The organism is Capnocytophaga sp. oral taxon 864, from assembly GCF_002998835.1.
GTDB lineage: Bacteria > Bacteroidota > Bacteroidia > Flavobacteriales > Flavobacteriaceae > Capnocytophaga > Capnocytophaga ochracea.
Map to the genome: position 1 here is coordinate 1,001,210 of NZ_CP027232.1, position 16,753 is coordinate 1,017,962.

Below are 16,753 nucleotides of genomic sequence, written 5' to 3' on the forward strand. Positions count from 1 at the left end.
TATCTTATATATCTTTTGTATTATTTTTTTGCGTCCAATTTTAAATTTTTCTTGCAAAAAAGAAGGTCACCTATTGAAAATCAACAGGTAACCTTTCTTATTTTTTTATGAGTTTTGTACTTCTTCTTTTCTGCTATTCTTCTTTTATTTTATCAAATGCTGTATAGTTTTCACTACCCCCGCCTCGTTATTATCGTATTCAGTCACGTAATTAGCAATAGCTTTCAAAGCCTCTTGGGCATTCTTCATCGCGTAACTCATCTCAGCGGTTTGTATCATTTCCACATCGTTCATATGGTCGCCAAAAACCACTGTTTCCGATGGCAAGACCCCTAATTTTTCTTGCAGACGTCTTACCGCCACCCCTTTATTCACATCACTTCGGGTAATATCAAGCCATATCTCACCTGAGACCACCACATTAAAATCATTCTCATACTTTTTCAAAAGAGGATAGCTATTGATCCTTGAAATTCCTTCATCACAAATAGTTATCTTAAAGATGTCATCATTCACTTCCGAAAAGTTCATCACCTTTGTATGAGCGGGATAATGTCTGGCTATTTCATCAAAAATAGTAACACTATCCGTCTTAATGTAGGCATTCTCTCTTCCACAAAGCGCTACCCCTATCTGCCCAATCTGTTCACAAGTTTCCAATATGGGGCGAATACCATTAGGGTTCAAAGGGTTTTCAAAAAGCGTCTTCCCTTTGCATATTAGCGAAGCTCCGTTATCAGGAGCAAAAGCTATCTCGTCTTTAATAGGTGCAAAAAGCTCGTGCAAACTCTGTATTTGTCGTCCACTCGCCACGCAAAAATTAATTCTACGGGCTCGTATCTCCTTAAAAACTTCCCAAAAACTCTCAGGTACTTCCTTCTGATTATTCACCAAAGTACCATCAATATCCGTTACAATAAGTTTTATCATACATTCTAATTTTCGGCAAATATACAAAATTATTCACACATATTGTTCAAATATGGTTCTCATATATCTCAACCACCTCTTCACTTCCGTTTTAATTCGTTTTATTACCCTCAAAACCACCTCTTTTTCTCATCTTTTAACCACTCACTTTCAAATACTTACACACCCTTTCTATACCAATCGTCCAAGATTCGTATAAGCTCTCTATAAGCTAACCACACCCATCTAATAGCCTTTTTTCATCAAAAACCCTCCCTCCCCTCTTCCGAACTTCTCCGATATCTTCCGAAGGCTCCACACCCTTCTGAACTGTTCGCCCCCTAAGGCATAACACCACTCTTTACATCAAACTGACATTAATTAATATCAATATCATTAAAAAAAATCACATCACAACTTTAAGATTTCACAAAGAATATCCTGCAAATCTATAAAGTTATAGAATATTTTTATTATTTTTAAAAAATATTCATTTTTATCTTTGACGTTATTAAAAACATTTTGTACTTTTGCCCCCAATTGTGAAATACATCTTGAAGTATTAATTTTTTTATACTATTCTATGAACAAAAGATTTTTTATAGCAGTGCTTTTAACAATTTATGGCAGTATTTTGTTAGCACAGGAAAAAACAGTTTCAGGGAAGGTTACCGATGAAGGAGGTATTCCTCTCCCTGGTGTAACGGTTGTTGTGAAAGCTACAACGCGTGGTATGGCAACGGATATGGATGGTAAGTACTCTATCCAAGTGAAAGAAGGAGCTACTATCGAATTTAGTTCTGTTGGTTTTATTTCTCAAAGTAAAAAAATACCTACAGGAGGTGGAAAAACATTTACTCTAAACATTATCTTAAAAGAAGAAACTCAACAACTCGGTGAAGTAGTAGTAACGGCTTTGGGTATCAAAAGGCAAGAAAAAGCACTGAGTTACAACGTTCAACAGGTGAAAGCGGAAGAACTCACCAAAGTAAAAGATGCTAACTTCGTGAATAATCTCAACGGTAAAGTAGCGGGGGTAAATATCCAACGTAGTGCATCAGGAGTAGGAGGTGCTACCAAAGTGATTATGCGTGGCGCAAAATCTATCACAGGTAGTAACAATGCTCTTTATGTAGTAGATGGCATTCCCCTCAACAATGCTTCTTCTGCCTCTGATGGCGGTGACAACGGTATCGTAGGAGGGGGAGAAAGTATTTCAGACTTCAATCCCGAAGATATTGAAAGTATCAACGTACTTACAGGACCTTCTGCAGCTGCCCTTTATGGAGCTGCAGCTGCCAATGGAGTAGTGATTATCAACACAAAAAAAGGAAAAGAAGGTAAAGTAGCAGTAAACTTCAACTCAAAAGTAGAAGTACTTACTCCTTTTATTACACCTGAGTTCCAAAACACCTACGGCAGTAGTGGAGAAACCAGCTGGGGACCTAAACTTGCAACTCCTTCTACCTATGACCCTCTAAAATTTTTCCACACAGGGATAGTACATAACAATGCAGTAGATTTTTCACTAGGATCAGCACAAAATCAAACCTTTGTATCATTCGCTTCTACTGATTCTAAAGGAATTATCCCTACCAATGGCTATTATCGCCATAACTTTATGGGACGCAATACAAGTCATTTTTTTAATAACAAATTACATTTCGATTTCTCGGCGAGCTATATTTTGCAAGGTAATCAAAATATGTATTCGCAAGGAGGCTGGTTTAACCCTCTGACCTCTTTATACCTTTTCCCACGCGGGGATAACTTTGACGAACTAAAAGCGTGGGAGCGCTGGAATCCTTCTCGCAAAATTCACGAACAATATTACCCCTACGTAGGTAATGTATCTAATGGTGTAGTAAAAGAAAATCCTTATTGGAATATATATCGCCAACTCTTCTTTGAAAAAAGAAAACGCAATATGTATTCAGCTTCACTTACTTACGATGTACTCTCTTGGTTAAACATCAGCGGGCGTGTACGTATTGACAACACACAAGGAGAAGGCGAAATGCGAGCTTATGCTACCTCCGACCCAAGTACAGGAGTAGGAAAACGTGGGGAATGGCGCTACACTATGCGTACTATTAACCAAACTTATGCCGATATAATGCTGAACATCAATAAGAACTTTGGTAAATATGTAGACCACGACGGTAACGACCGCAAACTCTTCAACATCACTGCCAACATAGGTTCTTCTTATGACGACAACCTTAATAAAACCGCAGGATTCCGCGGAAATCTTCACACTATTTCCAACTTCTTTGCAGCAAGTAATTTAGACCCTCGCGGAGGAAAAGTACAAACCCATAGTCATACACGTAATATAGCTGTTTTTGGTAGTACTGAGTTAGGGTGGAAAAGTCGCTTATTTCTTACTCTCACAGGGCGTACAGACTGGGCATCGCAACTCGTCAATACCAAAGATGAAGCTATTTTCTATCCTTCAGTAGGACTCTCAGGCGTCATTTCAGAATTTGTAAAAATGCCCGAGTGGCTGTCCTATTTAAAGGTGCGCGGTTCATATACCGAAGTAGGTTCTCCTATTTCACAAGAAGGCTTTACACCAGGTACCCGTACTTTTGGATTTAGTGGCACAGGCATTAGTCCTGATAGAGATTATCCTTTCCCTGACTTTACTGCTGAGCGTACCAAATCTTATGAAATAGGTATGAATGCTAAACTCTTAAAAAATGCTCTCAGTTTGGATGTTACTCTATATAAATCAAATACCTATAACCAACTTTTGTCATATGACTTACCAGAGTCTAGTGGTTATAAACGTTTATGGCTACAAGCAGGTAATATTGAAAATAAGGGAATTGAAGCAGGTTTAGGTTTTAACCAATCTTTTGGAAAATTAGATTGGAGTAGCCATATTACTTTCACACGCAACGTCAACCTCGTAAAGGAATTAGTGCATAACTACCGCAACCCTATCGACGGATCTCACTTCAGTATCACTAAAGTAGGAGGTATACGCGAAGGAGGATCTATGACCGATGTGATTACTGATAAACTCCTCAAACGTGGTGCCGACGGTAAATTAGTAGATTCTGGTAAAGGTACTTACGAAATTGATAATACCCGTGAGTATCTCATAGGTAACACAGCTCCTGATTTTACAATGGGTTGGCGAAACAGTTTTACTTTTATGAAAAATCTATCACTTGATGTAATGATTTATGGTCGCTTTGGTGGCATTGTGCAATCACGTACTCAAGCGTGGCTTGACCAATATGGTGTATCAAAAGCTACTGCCGATGCTCGCGACAGAGGTGGCGTAATGATAGACGGACAGCTATACGATGCCAAAAAATACTATGAGACCATTGCTAACGGAGGAGTGAGCTTGCCCGCTTACTATAGCTACGATGCTACCAATATACGCATTCAGGAGTTATCACTAACCTACCGTTTACCATTAAATGAAATAAACAAAATGAAATGGCTTAAATCGCTAAGTATGTCAGTAACAGGTTACAATTTAGCAATGTTATATCTCAGAGCTCCTTTTGATCCTGAATCAACTGTAAATACAAGAGGATATAGCAATACTGCAGATTTTTTCAGAATGCCCTCTTTACGAAGTTTGGGTATTTCTATTAAGGCAGCATTATAAAAATTATTATCAATTAAAAAATATAAACCAATGAAAAAGATAATATATATCAGTATTTTATCACTCTTCATCTTCTCTTGTACCAAAGATTTTGAGGAGATAAATACTAATCCCACCAACCCCACTAAAAAGTTAGCTGAACGTGATGGGGTAAATGTAGCAGGTTATTTAGGTACTATTCAGAATCAAATTATTCCTACTCGCGCTGTGAATGGAACAAATCTCTACCAAACTTCCATCAATATGATGGGAGACAGCTATGTAGGCTATATGGCTCCTCCTATCAATAAATGGAACAACGGTAGAACTATGATTACAGGTTATATGGCTGAATGGTGGATGAACAATAACTATTCTGGTATGTTTAGTAATATCATCTCTTCTTGGCGCGATATCAAAGCCAATACCATCGATGCCGATGCTAATGATGTTACCTATAAAGCTGTATACCAAATGGCGATGATTTGTAAAGTTTTAGGGGTGCTTCGTGCTACTGATATGTTTGGTCCGCTACCTTACTCAAATCAAGGAAAAGGACTTACTAAGGTACCTTATGATTCAGTAGAAGCTATATACAATCAGCTTTTCAAAGAACTTACCGAAGCTACTACCTATCTAAAAGAATTCAAACAAAGCTATAGTTTGCCAGAAAGTATACGCGAAAATGACTTTTTCTATGGAGGTGATTTAAATAAATGGATTAAGTTTGCTAACTCTATTAGGCTCCGTATGGCTGTGCGTATCAGATATGTAGCACAAGACAAAGCTAAAGAGGAAGCTCAAAAAGCCTTAGACGGAGGAGTAATGGAAGACGTTACTGATATGGCAAAACTTCAAACGAATGAACGCCTCATCATCTTAAATTGCTTAGAAATGATAGCCAATAACTATCAAGATACACGTCTTGGAGCTACTATATTGTCTTATCTTAAAGGATATAACGATCCTCGATTGACAGTATACTTTAAACTCAACCCTACTGAAAAACCTGATGGTTATACTAACCAAACACAGTTACAGGGTATTCGTGCAGGATTTATGGGTAAAAAAGATTATTTAGGTTTTGGTTATCCTAACGTTAAAGAAGATGGTCCCACTTTTGTAATGAAAACCTCAGAAGTATATTTCCTAAGAGCAGAGGCAAAACTCTTTGGACTTACTACTGATGCTAAAACAGACCAAGTTCTTTATGAAGAAGGTATTGCTATGAGTTTTAGAGAAAACGGAGTGAACTCTAATGCCTATACTAATAACAATACTGATAAACCAGCTGATTACATAGATCCTATTGACAGTAAATACAATCAAGCAGCCCCTTCATCAGTAACCGTAGCCTATAATGGTACTAATGAAGATAAGTTAGAGAAAATTATCACCCAAAAGTATTTAGCCATTTTCCCCGATGGACACGAAGCGTGGAGTGAGTGGCGCAGAACAGGTTATCCTCGTCAAATCAAGCCTGTAGAATACAATGCTGATGCGATTCACGGTAACACTATAATGTCTACCGATGGGCGTACCAAAGGAGTACGCCGTGCTATCTATCCACAATCAGAATACACAGGTGAAAACAGAGAAAATGTACTAAAAGGTATTCAATTATTGGGAGCTGGCGCCATTGACGACTGTAATACCCACCTATGGTGGGATGCAAACCCCAATACAAGATAATTGCAAATAACAAAAAGATAAGTAATATTAAAAAAATAATTACTATGAAAAGTTTAAATTATATAAAACATATTAGTCTTTGTTTCTTAGGGTTACTAGTAATAAACTGTGTAAAAACAGAGCCTTTAGATATAGAAAAAGATTATAAACAGCAGCTTACACAACGTGCTCAACAAGAACAACAACGCGAAGCTGAAGCCAAAGCCAAAGCTGAAGCTGAGGCACAAAAAAAATGGGAAGCCTACTATAAAATGCTCACTGAATACAAACAAAAAGCGTGGGCTAATACAGGCGAAAAACCTTTTATTTATATGTGGTGGACAGGCTGGCGTGCCGCTGATGGACTCGAACGTACGTGGTTACAATCTATTCCTGATACTACCACTGCCATTTCTCTATGGGGAGGTTATGGTAAACAACCCGCTGATATGACTGATAACGAGAAATACGACTTGGAGGTATTTCACAAAAAGGGTAGCAAAATCTTTTTGTGTTGGCAAGTATCCAATGTAGGACAAGGATTACCTAATGAAGGAAATAAATCAGGTTTTACCCTTTTCAGAGAAAAATATGGCGAAGAGAAAGATTCTGATAACGAAACCTATCGCTGCCAAATCTACGCCCGTGAATTAGCCCGTTATATTATTGCTTGTGGTTTAGATGGCTTTGATATTGACTGGGAGCCTACTATTGGTAATCATAACTACTACAGTTATAATGAATTTGCTTCTGGTTCTTCTACCAATGGTTATCAAAAGAATATGGATACTTTTATTCGAGAAATAGGTAAATATTTTGGTGAAAAATATTCAGGAGAACAACGCAAGCAGTATTTGCGCGAACTCTTCGATGAAAACCACACAGGTTATCACCAAAAAGAAAAAGAATATATCAAAGCTTACAAACCATTTTTTGAAAAAGGAAATTATGCAGAGAAAAAATACTGTTTGTTATTTGATGGACAATATGAAAAACTTATCAATACAGATGATGTAGATAGCTATATTAGCAAATATATTATGCAAGATTATGGAGATACAAGGGTAGATAAACCTTTTACAAGTAATCCTCACAAAAGTGTTTCCACCTCTGAATTTGAAAAAGGAAGCTACCTTTCTATAATTGTAAAAGCAAAAGCAACAAAAATAGGAAAAGTGGGAGGGGTAGGTTCTTACCACGGCGAGCTTGACTACTCCTTTTCTGCCGAAAGTTCCCTTTTTAAAGGATATATGGAAAGTAATAAAATTAGCGGTCGCAAATACAAACATTACGCTTGGTTGCGTGAGGCAATCCGTATTATAGACCCGCGCTCCAACGAGGAGTATAAAGATTTTAAAGAAGAAATCACCATCAATAAACCTAATAAAAAGTAAGCTATGAAAAAGATTTTAATACTAACAATTGGGGTACTTACTGTTATAGCTTGTGAAAAACTACCTAATACCTCAGGGGTTACTCCTCAAAAAGTAGTTCTATTTGACAATGCCGCTGTTTCTACCATAAAGGTTAAAGACGATAGTGGTAGTGAAAAAGCCACCGAAATAAAAGTCCGCTTAGCTAACCCTGTATCACAAGATACTTACTACCAAGTAACCCTCGATGCCACAGTGATAGATAACTATAATCAGGCTAATAAGGTGGATTATGAATTGTTACCTGCTAATGTGATAGAAATGAGTTATACAGGTAATGGTACTCCTCAAACAGGCAATAGTTTTAAAGTACTTATTCCTAAGGGACAACAGGTCTCCACTGGCAAATTGCAATTTAACATCAAAGCTTTAAAAGATGCACAAGGCAATAAATTATCAGGAGCTAATAACTATGCTGTAGCTGTGCGTTTACACCCTCTTGATGGCAACATCATAGCCCAAGGGGATAGAAAAACCGCTTTATTTTTATTGAATCGTTCATTTAAAACCAAAGTAGCACATCTAAGAAACAGAGCTTTCCACGCTATCTATGGTAAAAATACAGGTAAACAAGAAAGTGGTAAAACATATGAAAAAGATGTAAAACTCACCGCTTGGACAATGCAGTATTCTATTGCTCCTGTAAATGCATCAAATAATGCAGGTTTGATGTACCCCAATGGTCGTGCTGATTCTAATTCAGCTCTATACAATGTGTTATATGGTGGTTCTTTTACTATAATGAATAGCGGTTTGAAATTAGGTTTTAATACTCCCAAGGGTACAGGATTTAAATTTAATGCTGTGAGTGGTACTCCTACTGCCGACAAATGGTATCACATAGCAGTAGTATACGAAGAAAACAACGATAGCCCTTACTTGAAAATTTATGTAAATGGAGAATTGATGTTTGATTCTGTTGCTCCTGCTAAAATACATGATTTTCCTATTCTTTGCTTTGGTAATGGCAATCTCAATGCCTATGTGCGCGAAATGCGTTTGTGGAGTAAAGCCCTTACACAAGGACAGGTAGTTGCAACTCAAAACTTCGTAAAACCTGATAGTGAAGGTTTAGAACTCTATGTCCCCTATAACGAAGACCCTTGGGAAACAGAAGACAATGAAAAAGTAATTAAAAATGCTTCTACTAACCCTCATAAAAAAATGCCTGAAAAATGGTATGTACATAAAATAGGTGTAGAAGAAAAATTACCTACCGTTGATTATAATACAGAAGTAGAATTTTAAAAAAGCTAAAACAATGAAAAGAATATATTTATTAGGGGCACTACTTACAGCTGTTTTAGCTATAAGTTGTACCCCCGACACCAAAGAACTTGATGTACTAAAAGAACCTGCACCCACTGTCCCACAAGTGAGTAACCCTCCTGTTGATCTTTCTAAAACCTTAGTTATCTTTTCGCCTAACGAAACAATAGAAAAGATATTTAGAGATCCTACCTCCAAGACTATCAGTGCTACCACTTTCACTTTCACCCCTAAGTTTGCCAAACGTGCCTTACAAAACGGTGAAGTAATTAATCTAAAAATTGAAACCGAAAAAGTGGGCTATGAGCGTAGTCTCCCTGAGGGATCTTTCACCATTGAAAAAGCTGAATTGAGCTCTGGTACAGTTTCTAAAACTTTTAAGGTAACGCTTAAACCCTATGCCTTTAAAGATTTGGACATCACCAAGGAATATACTTTACGTTTCCGTGTGAAAGTAACTAGTACTACTCCTACTGATTTGCCCGTAGCCACTTCTGACCAAGATTCAGCATATCGTATTAAAATTAGTTTTACAGAAGAAGAGTACCCGCAAGGAGATAATATAGAACTAATAAATGCTGATACTATTGATGACGACAAAAAATTGGATAGTAATAAATATACTTTTGATTCTAATTATAAGTCTGATAGATTAGGAGCTCTTAAAGATGAAAATTATAACACAAATTGGTGGATTAATACTGAAGAAGAAGTATATTTAAAAACAACTTTCACAGAAGAAACAACAGTAAGAGGAGTTATCATTGTACAAAATCAAAGATGGGCAGAAAATAAAACTATTGGGGGAGTAGATATATATGCAACTCCTGATAATATAAAGGAATATTTGCAAGGTACTTACACACGTGATGAACACAGAAAAAAACTTTGTATAAAGTTCAAAGTTCCTATCAAAGTAAGAACATTAACGTTTAAAAACTTTAAAAAATATAATAATCAGTACATTGATGTTTATGAAGTAGAGTTTTTTTAAAAAGTAACCTTTATTGATTATTAATTTTTCTAAAAAACAATGCTTGTTTTTTTAGTAAGCCATAGTAGAAATCTTTTCTACTATGGCTTTTTATTAGTAAGAATTTGTTCAAACTAAAATTTATCGCTCTATTATATTTTGCAATTCATAATTATTTTGTAATTTTGCATCTTGAAAACTATGAAAAGACAATCGTTACACACGCGCATCTTCGCCTTTCTGCTACTGTTTTGTATGCTGAAAGTAGCTTTTCCGGTGGGGGAATTCTTTCATAATCACCACACTCAGGAAGAGTTATGCGCTATAGCTACCGGCGATAAGTGTCATCACAACGCTCACCTTTCAGCGGTAGACACTCATCACGATTGTATTTTTGTACAACTGCATCAGTTCTTTGCTCCTTCATTTTTTATCTATCAATTCTTAGAGCAAAGTACAACAGCAGTATTCTTCTTTATCGAAAAAGGCTTTCCTCAAAACGCCTTTACTATCTTTTCAAGAGGTCCTCCGATGTAATTAGCAGACGACTAAATGAGTAAATTAGCAAAAGAGGAGTCATTCCTCTTCTTACCCAGCTTGCTAATTTTCAAATTCCCAAAATTTCCAAATTGATTTTATGCAAAAGATATTCAGTCTTCTGCTACTCAGTTGTGCATTCTCGCTATATGCGCAAGAAACCTTGCAACTGCAAATAGAAGACACTCAAAAACTACCCTTAGGCAATGCGGTAGTGCATTTCGTTGGAAAGCACTTTATAAGCGATGCCGATGGGAAGGTAACGATAAAAAAACTCAGCAAGGGCTCTTACCCTATCAAAGTAACCTATTTAGGTTATCACGATTACGAAAGTACTGTCATCATTCCACACTCACAACCTCTTGTGATTGTAATGAAAGAAGCAGTGAGCGTACTCGAAGGGACTACCGTATCAGGACATACAACTCAACAGTATGTGAGAGGCTTAACTCCATCTATCATATCCATTTCGCTCAAAAGAAATAGCTTGATAGACAAACAAGGCGACGATTTAGCCAAAGTGCTCACCTCTATATCGGGAGTATCGATGATACAAACAGGCGCGACTATTGCCAAACCGGTAATTCACGGCTTGCACAGCAATCGTATCTTGATACTCAACAACGAAGTGCGCCAAGAAGGACAACAATGGGGTGCCGACCACGCTCCCGAAATCGACCCTTTGGTAGCCGACCAAATAACGGTGGTAAAAGGTGCTGAATCGGTGCGTTATGGCTCTGATGCCTTAGGTGGAGTGATTCTCATAGAACAAAAAAAACTCCCTTATAGCGACGGTCTGCACGCCAACTTAGCTTCTTCGTTTGGCTCTAACGGACGCAAATTGAGTACTACGTTAAAAGTCGAAAGTTCAGTCCCCGAGTTACCTTCTTGGGCGTGGCGTGTACAAGGAACTTTAAAACGTTCAGGCGACATCAGTACAGCTAATTACCTACTGAATAACACTGCTGCTCGTGAAGCCAATTTCTCAGTAGCAACAGGCGTTCAGAAGGAAAAAGGTACTGCCGAAATATTTTACAGTAGGTATGAGAACGAAAGCAGTGTGTTCTACGGTTCGCATATTGGGAATTTAGACGATTTGCTCGCTCGGTTCGAAATTGGAAGACCGCTTACCACCTATCCGTTTTCGTATAGCATCAATGCGCCCAAGCAAAAAGTAGTGCACCACCTGTTAAAAGGTAAAGCGTTCTATTTCTTGCCCTTCGGAGGAAAACTCACCGCACAATACGCTTTTCAGAAAGATATTCGTCAGGAGTTCAGTGTTCGCCGAATGGACAGAACCCGCATCCCAGCCTTAAATATGGAGCTCACTACCCACGCACTCGATGTGTATTGGGAAAACGCTTACAGCAAATGGAAGAGTACCATAGGGGGTAGTTTCAACAAGCAGGACAACTACAACCAACCCGGTACGGGGGTAGTACCTGTAATCCCTAACTATGCCTCTCTTAGTTATGGTGCTTTTGCAATACAACGTTTTCAGCGAGATGCTTGGTTATTAGAAGCAGGTGTACGTTACGACTATAAGTACCTCAATGCCGATGGTTACGATATGTACTCACAGCGTTACGGAGGCGAACACAACTTCCATAATTTCACCTATACCTTAGGAGGAACAATGCCTCTTTCACGAGTTTCACAACTGAAATCTAACATAGGCGTGGCGTGGCGTGCTCCTCAGGTGAACGAACTGTACAGTAGCGGACTTCATCACGGCGCAGGCACTTATGATTTAGGTGACGATAAGCTCGAATCAGAAACAGGAGTGAAGTGGGTTACCTCTCTTTTGCTAAACAATGAGAATAAACGTTGGAATGTAAATCTCGACCTTTATATCCAATATATTAAGAATTACATTTACGATTATCCTACCGGCGAAGTGCAAACCCTCTTTTCAGGCGTGTATCCTATCTTTCAGTACACCCAAGCCAATGCGTTTTTTAGAGGCGCTGACCTCGATGCTACTGTTCGTTTGTTAAACAAAAACAGAGTAGCACAACTAGGCAATCCTACAAGTTTAGACTACCATTTGAAAGCCTCAGTAGTATGGGCTAACGAAGTGAAAACGGGGCGTTACTTTCCGTTTATCCCTGCCCCTCGTTTCAGTCAGTCGCTAGAATATAACAAAACGCACCGCAACAGTTTATTAAGCCGTATGAGTGCTAGCATAGGGCATACTTTTGTAGCCAAGCAAACACGCTTTGAGCCCTCACAAGAGTTAGTACCTACTACACCCGATGCCTATCACCTTTTCGAGGCGAGCATAGGAGGTACTTTGGATATAGGCAAACGCCAAACCCTGGACATAAGGTTATCCGCCGAAAACCTTTTTAATACTGAATATAAGGAATACACCAATCGTTTTAGGTACTATGCCCACGATTTGGGTAGAAACGTATATTTAAGAGTAAATTACAATTTTTAAACACTATTAAAATGAAAAAGATATCTTATTATTTAAAAGCTATTAGTCTAATAGCATTAGTATGTTTTACAATGGGCAGTTGTAGTAAAGACAACACTAAACCCACTTCTCCAAACGATGAAACCAAAGACAGAGGGCACGATATGCCCGACAAAGTGCAGTTTATCATTACCAATTTAGGAACTAACGAGGTGCAAGAGCGCACCGCCAACAAATCAGCTAAAGGAATAGTGTATGACATCACCGAGCCTATAAAATGGCAAGTGGGACACGAATATCGTTTCGAGATTGTCTATTACAACAATGGAGCTCGTATGAACCACGAGTTTGTAAGTGCCAAAATGGCTCCTATTCATCAGCACTTCTTTCAGTTATTTCAAGGAGAATATCCTAAAGATGAAGCGGGAAGAACCGCTATGGTAACGGCTATGAACAAAGCGGTAAGCTATGTATATCAGGATACCGACCCCGAAAATGGTACTTACGGCACACAAGGAGTGAATTTGCGCTTGCGCACTTGGGATAAAACCAACCCTGAGCAGCGCGACCCTATTGGACTTAAAGGCGTCTTTCACATCAAAGACGACGCTACCGCAGGTGATTACAAGTTGCGCATCAAGTTAGCACACTTTCTTATTGCTAATAAGCTCAACCCTAAAACTCAAGAAGAGCGTCCATACAACGTAGTGGAGTATTCTAACGCCTTTCAATTAGACTCCGATATGATACTCCCTATACAGATTATTCGTTAGCTGTGTGTATTATGAACTTTGTCAAAATTTTAAACTTTGGCAAAGGTGATACCTTGCTAATACATTATTTACAAAACAATAACTTTTAATATTAAAAAACGATGAAAAGAATATATTATATCTTAAAAATCAGTTTATTTTTACTATTTGTAACAATAACCCTTAATTCTTGCAGTAAGGACAAAGACCCAGAAAACCCTATTATTACAGACCCTACTGAATTTACGTGGAGCAAACTCGAAGTGCGCTTTACCAAAGGGCATTCTCACGGCTATTTTCACGGAAACCCCGATTACCCTGTGAAATACCTCAAAACAGTACAACGTTTCTATTTTAATAACATAAATGGAGTGCCTACACCTGCTACCGATAACCCTACTGCTATCCGCTGGGAAGGAACTGATGTAGTGGCTGATGATCACCACGATGAAGATGAGGACGAAGATGCTCTCCACAATCATCAGCACAATGCAGGCGTGAGCTTATACGGTATAGAATTGATATTTTACGATAAAGACGGCAAGCGTGTAAATGCACAACTGAGCACTGGTGATGCTCCTAATCACTACCAATTCTTCTTTATCGCAAATAATTTTGCAGCAGTAGCCAGCAATACAACTGTGCCTACCCAAGCTGAAGCACTCGACTACAAATATCGTGATACTAATCCTGAAGAGTTGTACATCAAAGGCGGTGGTTTTGATAAAAACCCTAATGCCCCTAAAGGGGAGCTTAGAAAAGAACAGATAGGGTTAAAAGGTTTCTTTGAAGTAAAAAGAACCTATATAAACTTCGATTTACAAATCGTATTAGGTGTTTTCGCTACCAAGCCCGCAAATCTAACCTATAATACTGTGCCTGCTAATAAAGTGTTAGATGTAAAAATACCTATACATATCTACACAGACCTTTTGCGAGAAGACAAGACGGTAGAAGATGCAATGCGCGAGTTTGGCGTTAGTAAAGCCGAAATAAAAAAAGATCAAGACGACATTATAGCTTCTGATCTTTCTCCTGAAAGCAGTGGTACCTTTTTATAAATTTGTGCATATCACTTAGCAATAATAAAAGAGACTGTCCCTTAAAAAAGAACAGTCTCTTTTTTTAAACAATAAGTAAAGCTAATAAAACCAGTTTATACTCGTTTTACTCCTATTACCCTCCGTTCATTCTATATCTATCCGCGTGTTTTGCAACGTTCATTGTTCGTCTTAGATTCGTCTTAGCTTCGCTCTTCCTTCGAATAAACATTGATATTCAGATACATTTTCCTCCTCAAAACATTTTTCTCTCTTCACTTTTTACTAAAATATCTCAACTTGCTCACAGCATAAAAAGTTATCAAACGAGTTAAAACAATTGTACGAAGTTATAACATACTCTTTACTCTCTACCTTTTATCTTTCACCTGAATTGAGAAATTATCTCATCAAAATTTGCACATTCAAATAATTGTTGTAATTTAGCCGAAATTTTCGAATTGTATCAACAACTAAAAACAACTATACTATGGGAAAAGGATTTTTTAAGGTTCCTAAAGCTACCAACGAACCCGTAAAAAGTTATGCGCCAGGAAGTACTGAGCGTGAGGCTGTACTACAAGCCTATAAAGAATTGTGGAATACTAAAGTAGATGCCCCTCTCTATATTGGAGGTGAAGCCGTACGTACAGGTCAGACAGGTGAAATGCATTCCCCTCACGACCATAAGCACTCATTGGGTGTTTACCACAAAGCGAGCAAAGAACACGTACAACAAGCCATTGAAGCAGCGCTAAAGGCGCGTACTCAGTGGGCTAACCTTGCGTGGGAAGAACGCGCTGCTATCTTTTTAAAAGCTGCCGACCTCATTGCAGGTCCTTACCGTGCTAAAATGAACGCTGCTACTATGATAGCACAGTCTAAAACAGTACACCAAGCCGAAATAGATTCTGCTTGCGAGCTGATAGACTTCTTGCGCTTTAATGTGCAGTTTATGGCTAATATTTATAACGACCAGCCTAACTCTTCCGAAGGCGTATGGAATCGTGTAGAATACCGTCCGTTGGAAGGTTTTGTATATGCTGTCACGCCTTTTAACTTCACCGCCATCTCAGGCAACCTTCCTACCAGTGCTGCCCTTATGGGAAATGTAGTCATTTGGAAGCCAAGTACTTCACAAATATTTTCCGCTGAAATGATAGTAGAAGTCCTCAGAAAAGCAGGTTTACCCGATGGTGTTATCAACGTATTGCACGGCGATGCAGCTATGATTACCGATACTGTTTTAGCAAGCCCTCATTTTGCAGGTATTCATTTTACAGGCTCTACCGAAGTATTCCAAGATATTTGGAAAAAGATAGGTAACAATATTCACCTCTATCGCTCTTATCCTAAAATTGTAGGTGAAACAGGTGGTAAAGACTTTATCATCGCCCACCCAAGTGCTTGCCCCAAACAAGTAGCTACGGCTATTACTCGTGGAGCTTTTGAATATCAAGGACAAAAATGTAGTGCCGCTTCTCGCGTATACTTACCTAAATCGAAGGCAGACGAAACGCTGAAATTGGTAAAAAAAGATGTACTCTCTTTCAAAATGGGTTCTCCTGAAAACTTTGAGAACTTCATCACTGCGGTAATTCACGAACATTCTTTCGATAAATTAGCTAAATATATAGACCAAGCTAAAAAAGACAAAGATGCTGAGATATTTGTAGGTGGTGGATATGATAAAAGCAAAGGATACTTTATAGAACCTACCGTGATTGTAACCACCAATCCTCATTATACCACTATGGAAACCGAACTTTTCGGACCTGTAGTAACTGTGTATGTATATGATGACTCTAAATGGGAAGAAACCTTGAAACTCGTTGATGAAACTTCAGTTTATGCACTCACAGGAGCTGTATTTGGTACTTGTCGTTATGCGTTAGACGAAGCAGTGAAAGTACTCGAAAACGCAGCGGGTAATTTCTATATCAACGATAAACCTACAGGAGCCGTAGTGGGGCAACAACCTTTCGGTGGTGCACGCTCCTCAGGTACTAACGACAAAGCTGGGTCTGCCCAAAACCTATTGCGCTGGGTATCGCCACGCCTTATCAAAGAAACTTTTGTACCACCAGTAGACTATCGTTATCCATTCTTAGGATAATAAATAAAATTTTAACTTTGC

General features: G+C 38.4%; 11 protein-coding genes. 10 read left to right on the forward strand and 1 reads right to left on the reverse strand.

Annotated features, from left to right (window positions below; translation table 11 throughout):
- Nucleotides 1-144: 144 nt before the first annotated feature.
- Nucleotides 145-930: an HAD family hydrolase gene (locus tag C3V44_RS04500; RefSeq protein WP_016478918.1), complete on the reverse strand. Its 786-nt coding sequence runs from the start codon at nt 928-930 to the stop codon at nt 145-147.
- A 562-nt stretch (nt 931-1,492) separates the two neighbouring features.
- Between C3V44_RS04500 and C3V44_RS04505 the strand changes: the two genes are divergently transcribed.
- From C3V44_RS04505 to pruA, 10 genes are all read left to right on the forward strand, one after another.
- Complete coding sequence (locus C3V44_RS04505) at nt 1,493-4,540, forward strand: SusC/RagA family TonB-linked outer membrane protein (protein ID WP_016478919.1); 3,048 nt, start codon at nt 1,493-1,495, stop codon at nt 4,538-4,540.
- Between the two features lie 30 nt (nt 4,541-4,570).
- On the forward strand, nt 4,571-6,211 hold the full coding sequence (locus C3V44_RS04510; protein ID WP_009750634.1) for a SusD/RagB family nutrient-binding outer membrane lipoprotein: 1,641 nt from the start codon (nt 4,571-4,573) through the stop codon (nt 6,209-6,211).
- A complete protein-coding gene (locus tag C3V44_RS04515; RefSeq protein ID WP_034567857.1) occupies nt 6,181-7,584 on the forward strand; it encodes an endoglycosidase in 1,404 nt (467 codons plus the stop codon). The genes C3V44_RS04510 and C3V44_RS04515 overlap by 31 nt, the downstream gene beginning before the upstream one ends.
- Before the next feature lie 3 nt (nt 7,585-7,587).
- Nucleotides 7,588-8,871, forward strand: a complete 1,284-nt coding sequence (locus tag C3V44_RS04520) for a DUF1735 and LamG domain-containing protein (protein WP_016478921.1) — start codon at nt 7,588-7,590, stop codon at nt 8,869-8,871.
- A gap of 13 nt (nt 8,872-8,884) precedes the next feature.
- Nucleotides 8,885-9,886 (forward strand): hypothetical protein, encoded by a 1,002-nt coding sequence (locus C3V44_RS04525; protein ID WP_106095681.1) that lies wholly within the window; start codon nt 8,885-8,887, stop codon nt 9,884-9,886.
- A gap of 234 nt (nt 9,887-10,120) precedes the next feature.
- Nucleotides 10,121-10,402 (forward strand): hypothetical protein, encoded by a 282-nt coding sequence (locus C3V44_RS04530; RefSeq protein WP_106096625.1) that lies wholly within the window; start codon nt 10,121-10,123, stop codon nt 10,400-10,402.
- A 100-nt stretch (nt 10,403-10,502) separates the two neighbouring features.
- Nucleotides 10,503-12,845, forward strand: coding sequence for a TonB-dependent receptor plug domain-containing protein (locus C3V44_RS04535; protein ID WP_106095682.1), 2,343 nt, complete (start codon nt 10,503-10,505; stop codon nt 12,843-12,845).
- An 11-nt stretch (nt 12,846-12,856) separates the two neighbouring features.
- The gene (locus C3V44_RS04540; RefSeq protein WP_106095683.1) at nt 12,857-13,597 is read left to right on the forward strand and encodes a hypothetical protein; all 741 of its coding nucleotides are present in this window, start codon (nt 12,857-12,859) and stop codon (nt 13,595-13,597) included.
- 101 nt (nt 13,598-13,698) lie between these two features.
- Nucleotides 13,699-14,637, forward strand: coding sequence for a hypothetical protein (locus C3V44_RS04545; RefSeq protein WP_106095684.1), 939 nt, complete (start codon nt 13,699-13,701; stop codon nt 14,635-14,637).
- Nucleotides 14,638-15,106: 469 nt separating this feature from the next.
- Nucleotides 15,107-16,732, forward strand: a complete 1,626-nt coding sequence (gene pruA, locus C3V44_RS04550) for an L-glutamate gamma-semialdehyde dehydrogenase (RefSeq protein ID WP_106095685.1) — start codon at nt 15,107-15,109, stop codon at nt 16,730-16,732.
- The last annotated feature ends 21 nt before the right edge of the window (nt 16,733-16,753 follow it).

Excerpts from the sequence above, each read along its gene's own strand:
- C3V44_RS04540 (WP_106095683.1), top strand. The coding sequence starts at position 12,857 with ATGAAAAAGATATCTTATTATTTAAAAGCTATTAGTCTAATAGCATTA.
- C3V44_RS04505 (WP_016478919.1), top strand. The coding sequence starts at position 1,493 with ATGAACAAAAGATTTTTTATAGCAGTGCTTTTAACAATTTATGGCAGT.
- C3V44_RS04520 (WP_016478921.1), top strand. The coding sequence starts at position 7,588 with ATGAAAAAGATTTTAATACTAACAATTGGGGTACTTACTGTTATAGCT.
- C3V44_RS04515 (WP_034567857.1), top strand. The coding sequence starts at position 6,181 with ATGGTGGGATGCAAACCCCAATACAAGATAATTGCAAATAACAAAAAG.
- C3V44_RS04535 (WP_106095682.1), top strand. The coding sequence starts at position 10,503 with ATGCAAAAGATATTCAGTCTTCTGCTACTCAGTTGTGCATTCTCGCTA.
- C3V44_RS04525 (WP_106095681.1), top strand. The coding sequence starts at position 8,885 with ATGAAAAGAATATATTTATTAGGGGCACTACTTACAGCTGTTTTAGCT.
- C3V44_RS04510 (WP_009750634.1), top strand. The coding sequence starts at position 4,571 with ATGAAAAAGATAATATATATCAGTATTTTATCACTCTTCATCTTCTCT.
- C3V44_RS04500 (WP_016478918.1), bottom strand. The coding sequence starts at position 930 with ATGATAAAACTTATTGTAACGGATATTGATGGTACTTTGGTGAATAAT.
- pruA (WP_106095685.1), top strand. The coding sequence starts at position 15,107 with ATGGGAAAAGGATTTTTTAAGGTTCCTAAAGCTACCAACGAACCCGTA.
- C3V44_RS04545 (WP_106095684.1), top strand. The coding sequence starts at position 13,699 with ATGAAAAGAATATATTATATCTTAAAAATCAGTTTATTTTTACTATTT.
- C3V44_RS04530 (WP_106096625.1), top strand. The coding sequence starts at position 10,121 with ATGCTGAAAGTAGCTTTTCCGGTGGGGGAATTCTTTCATAATCACCAC.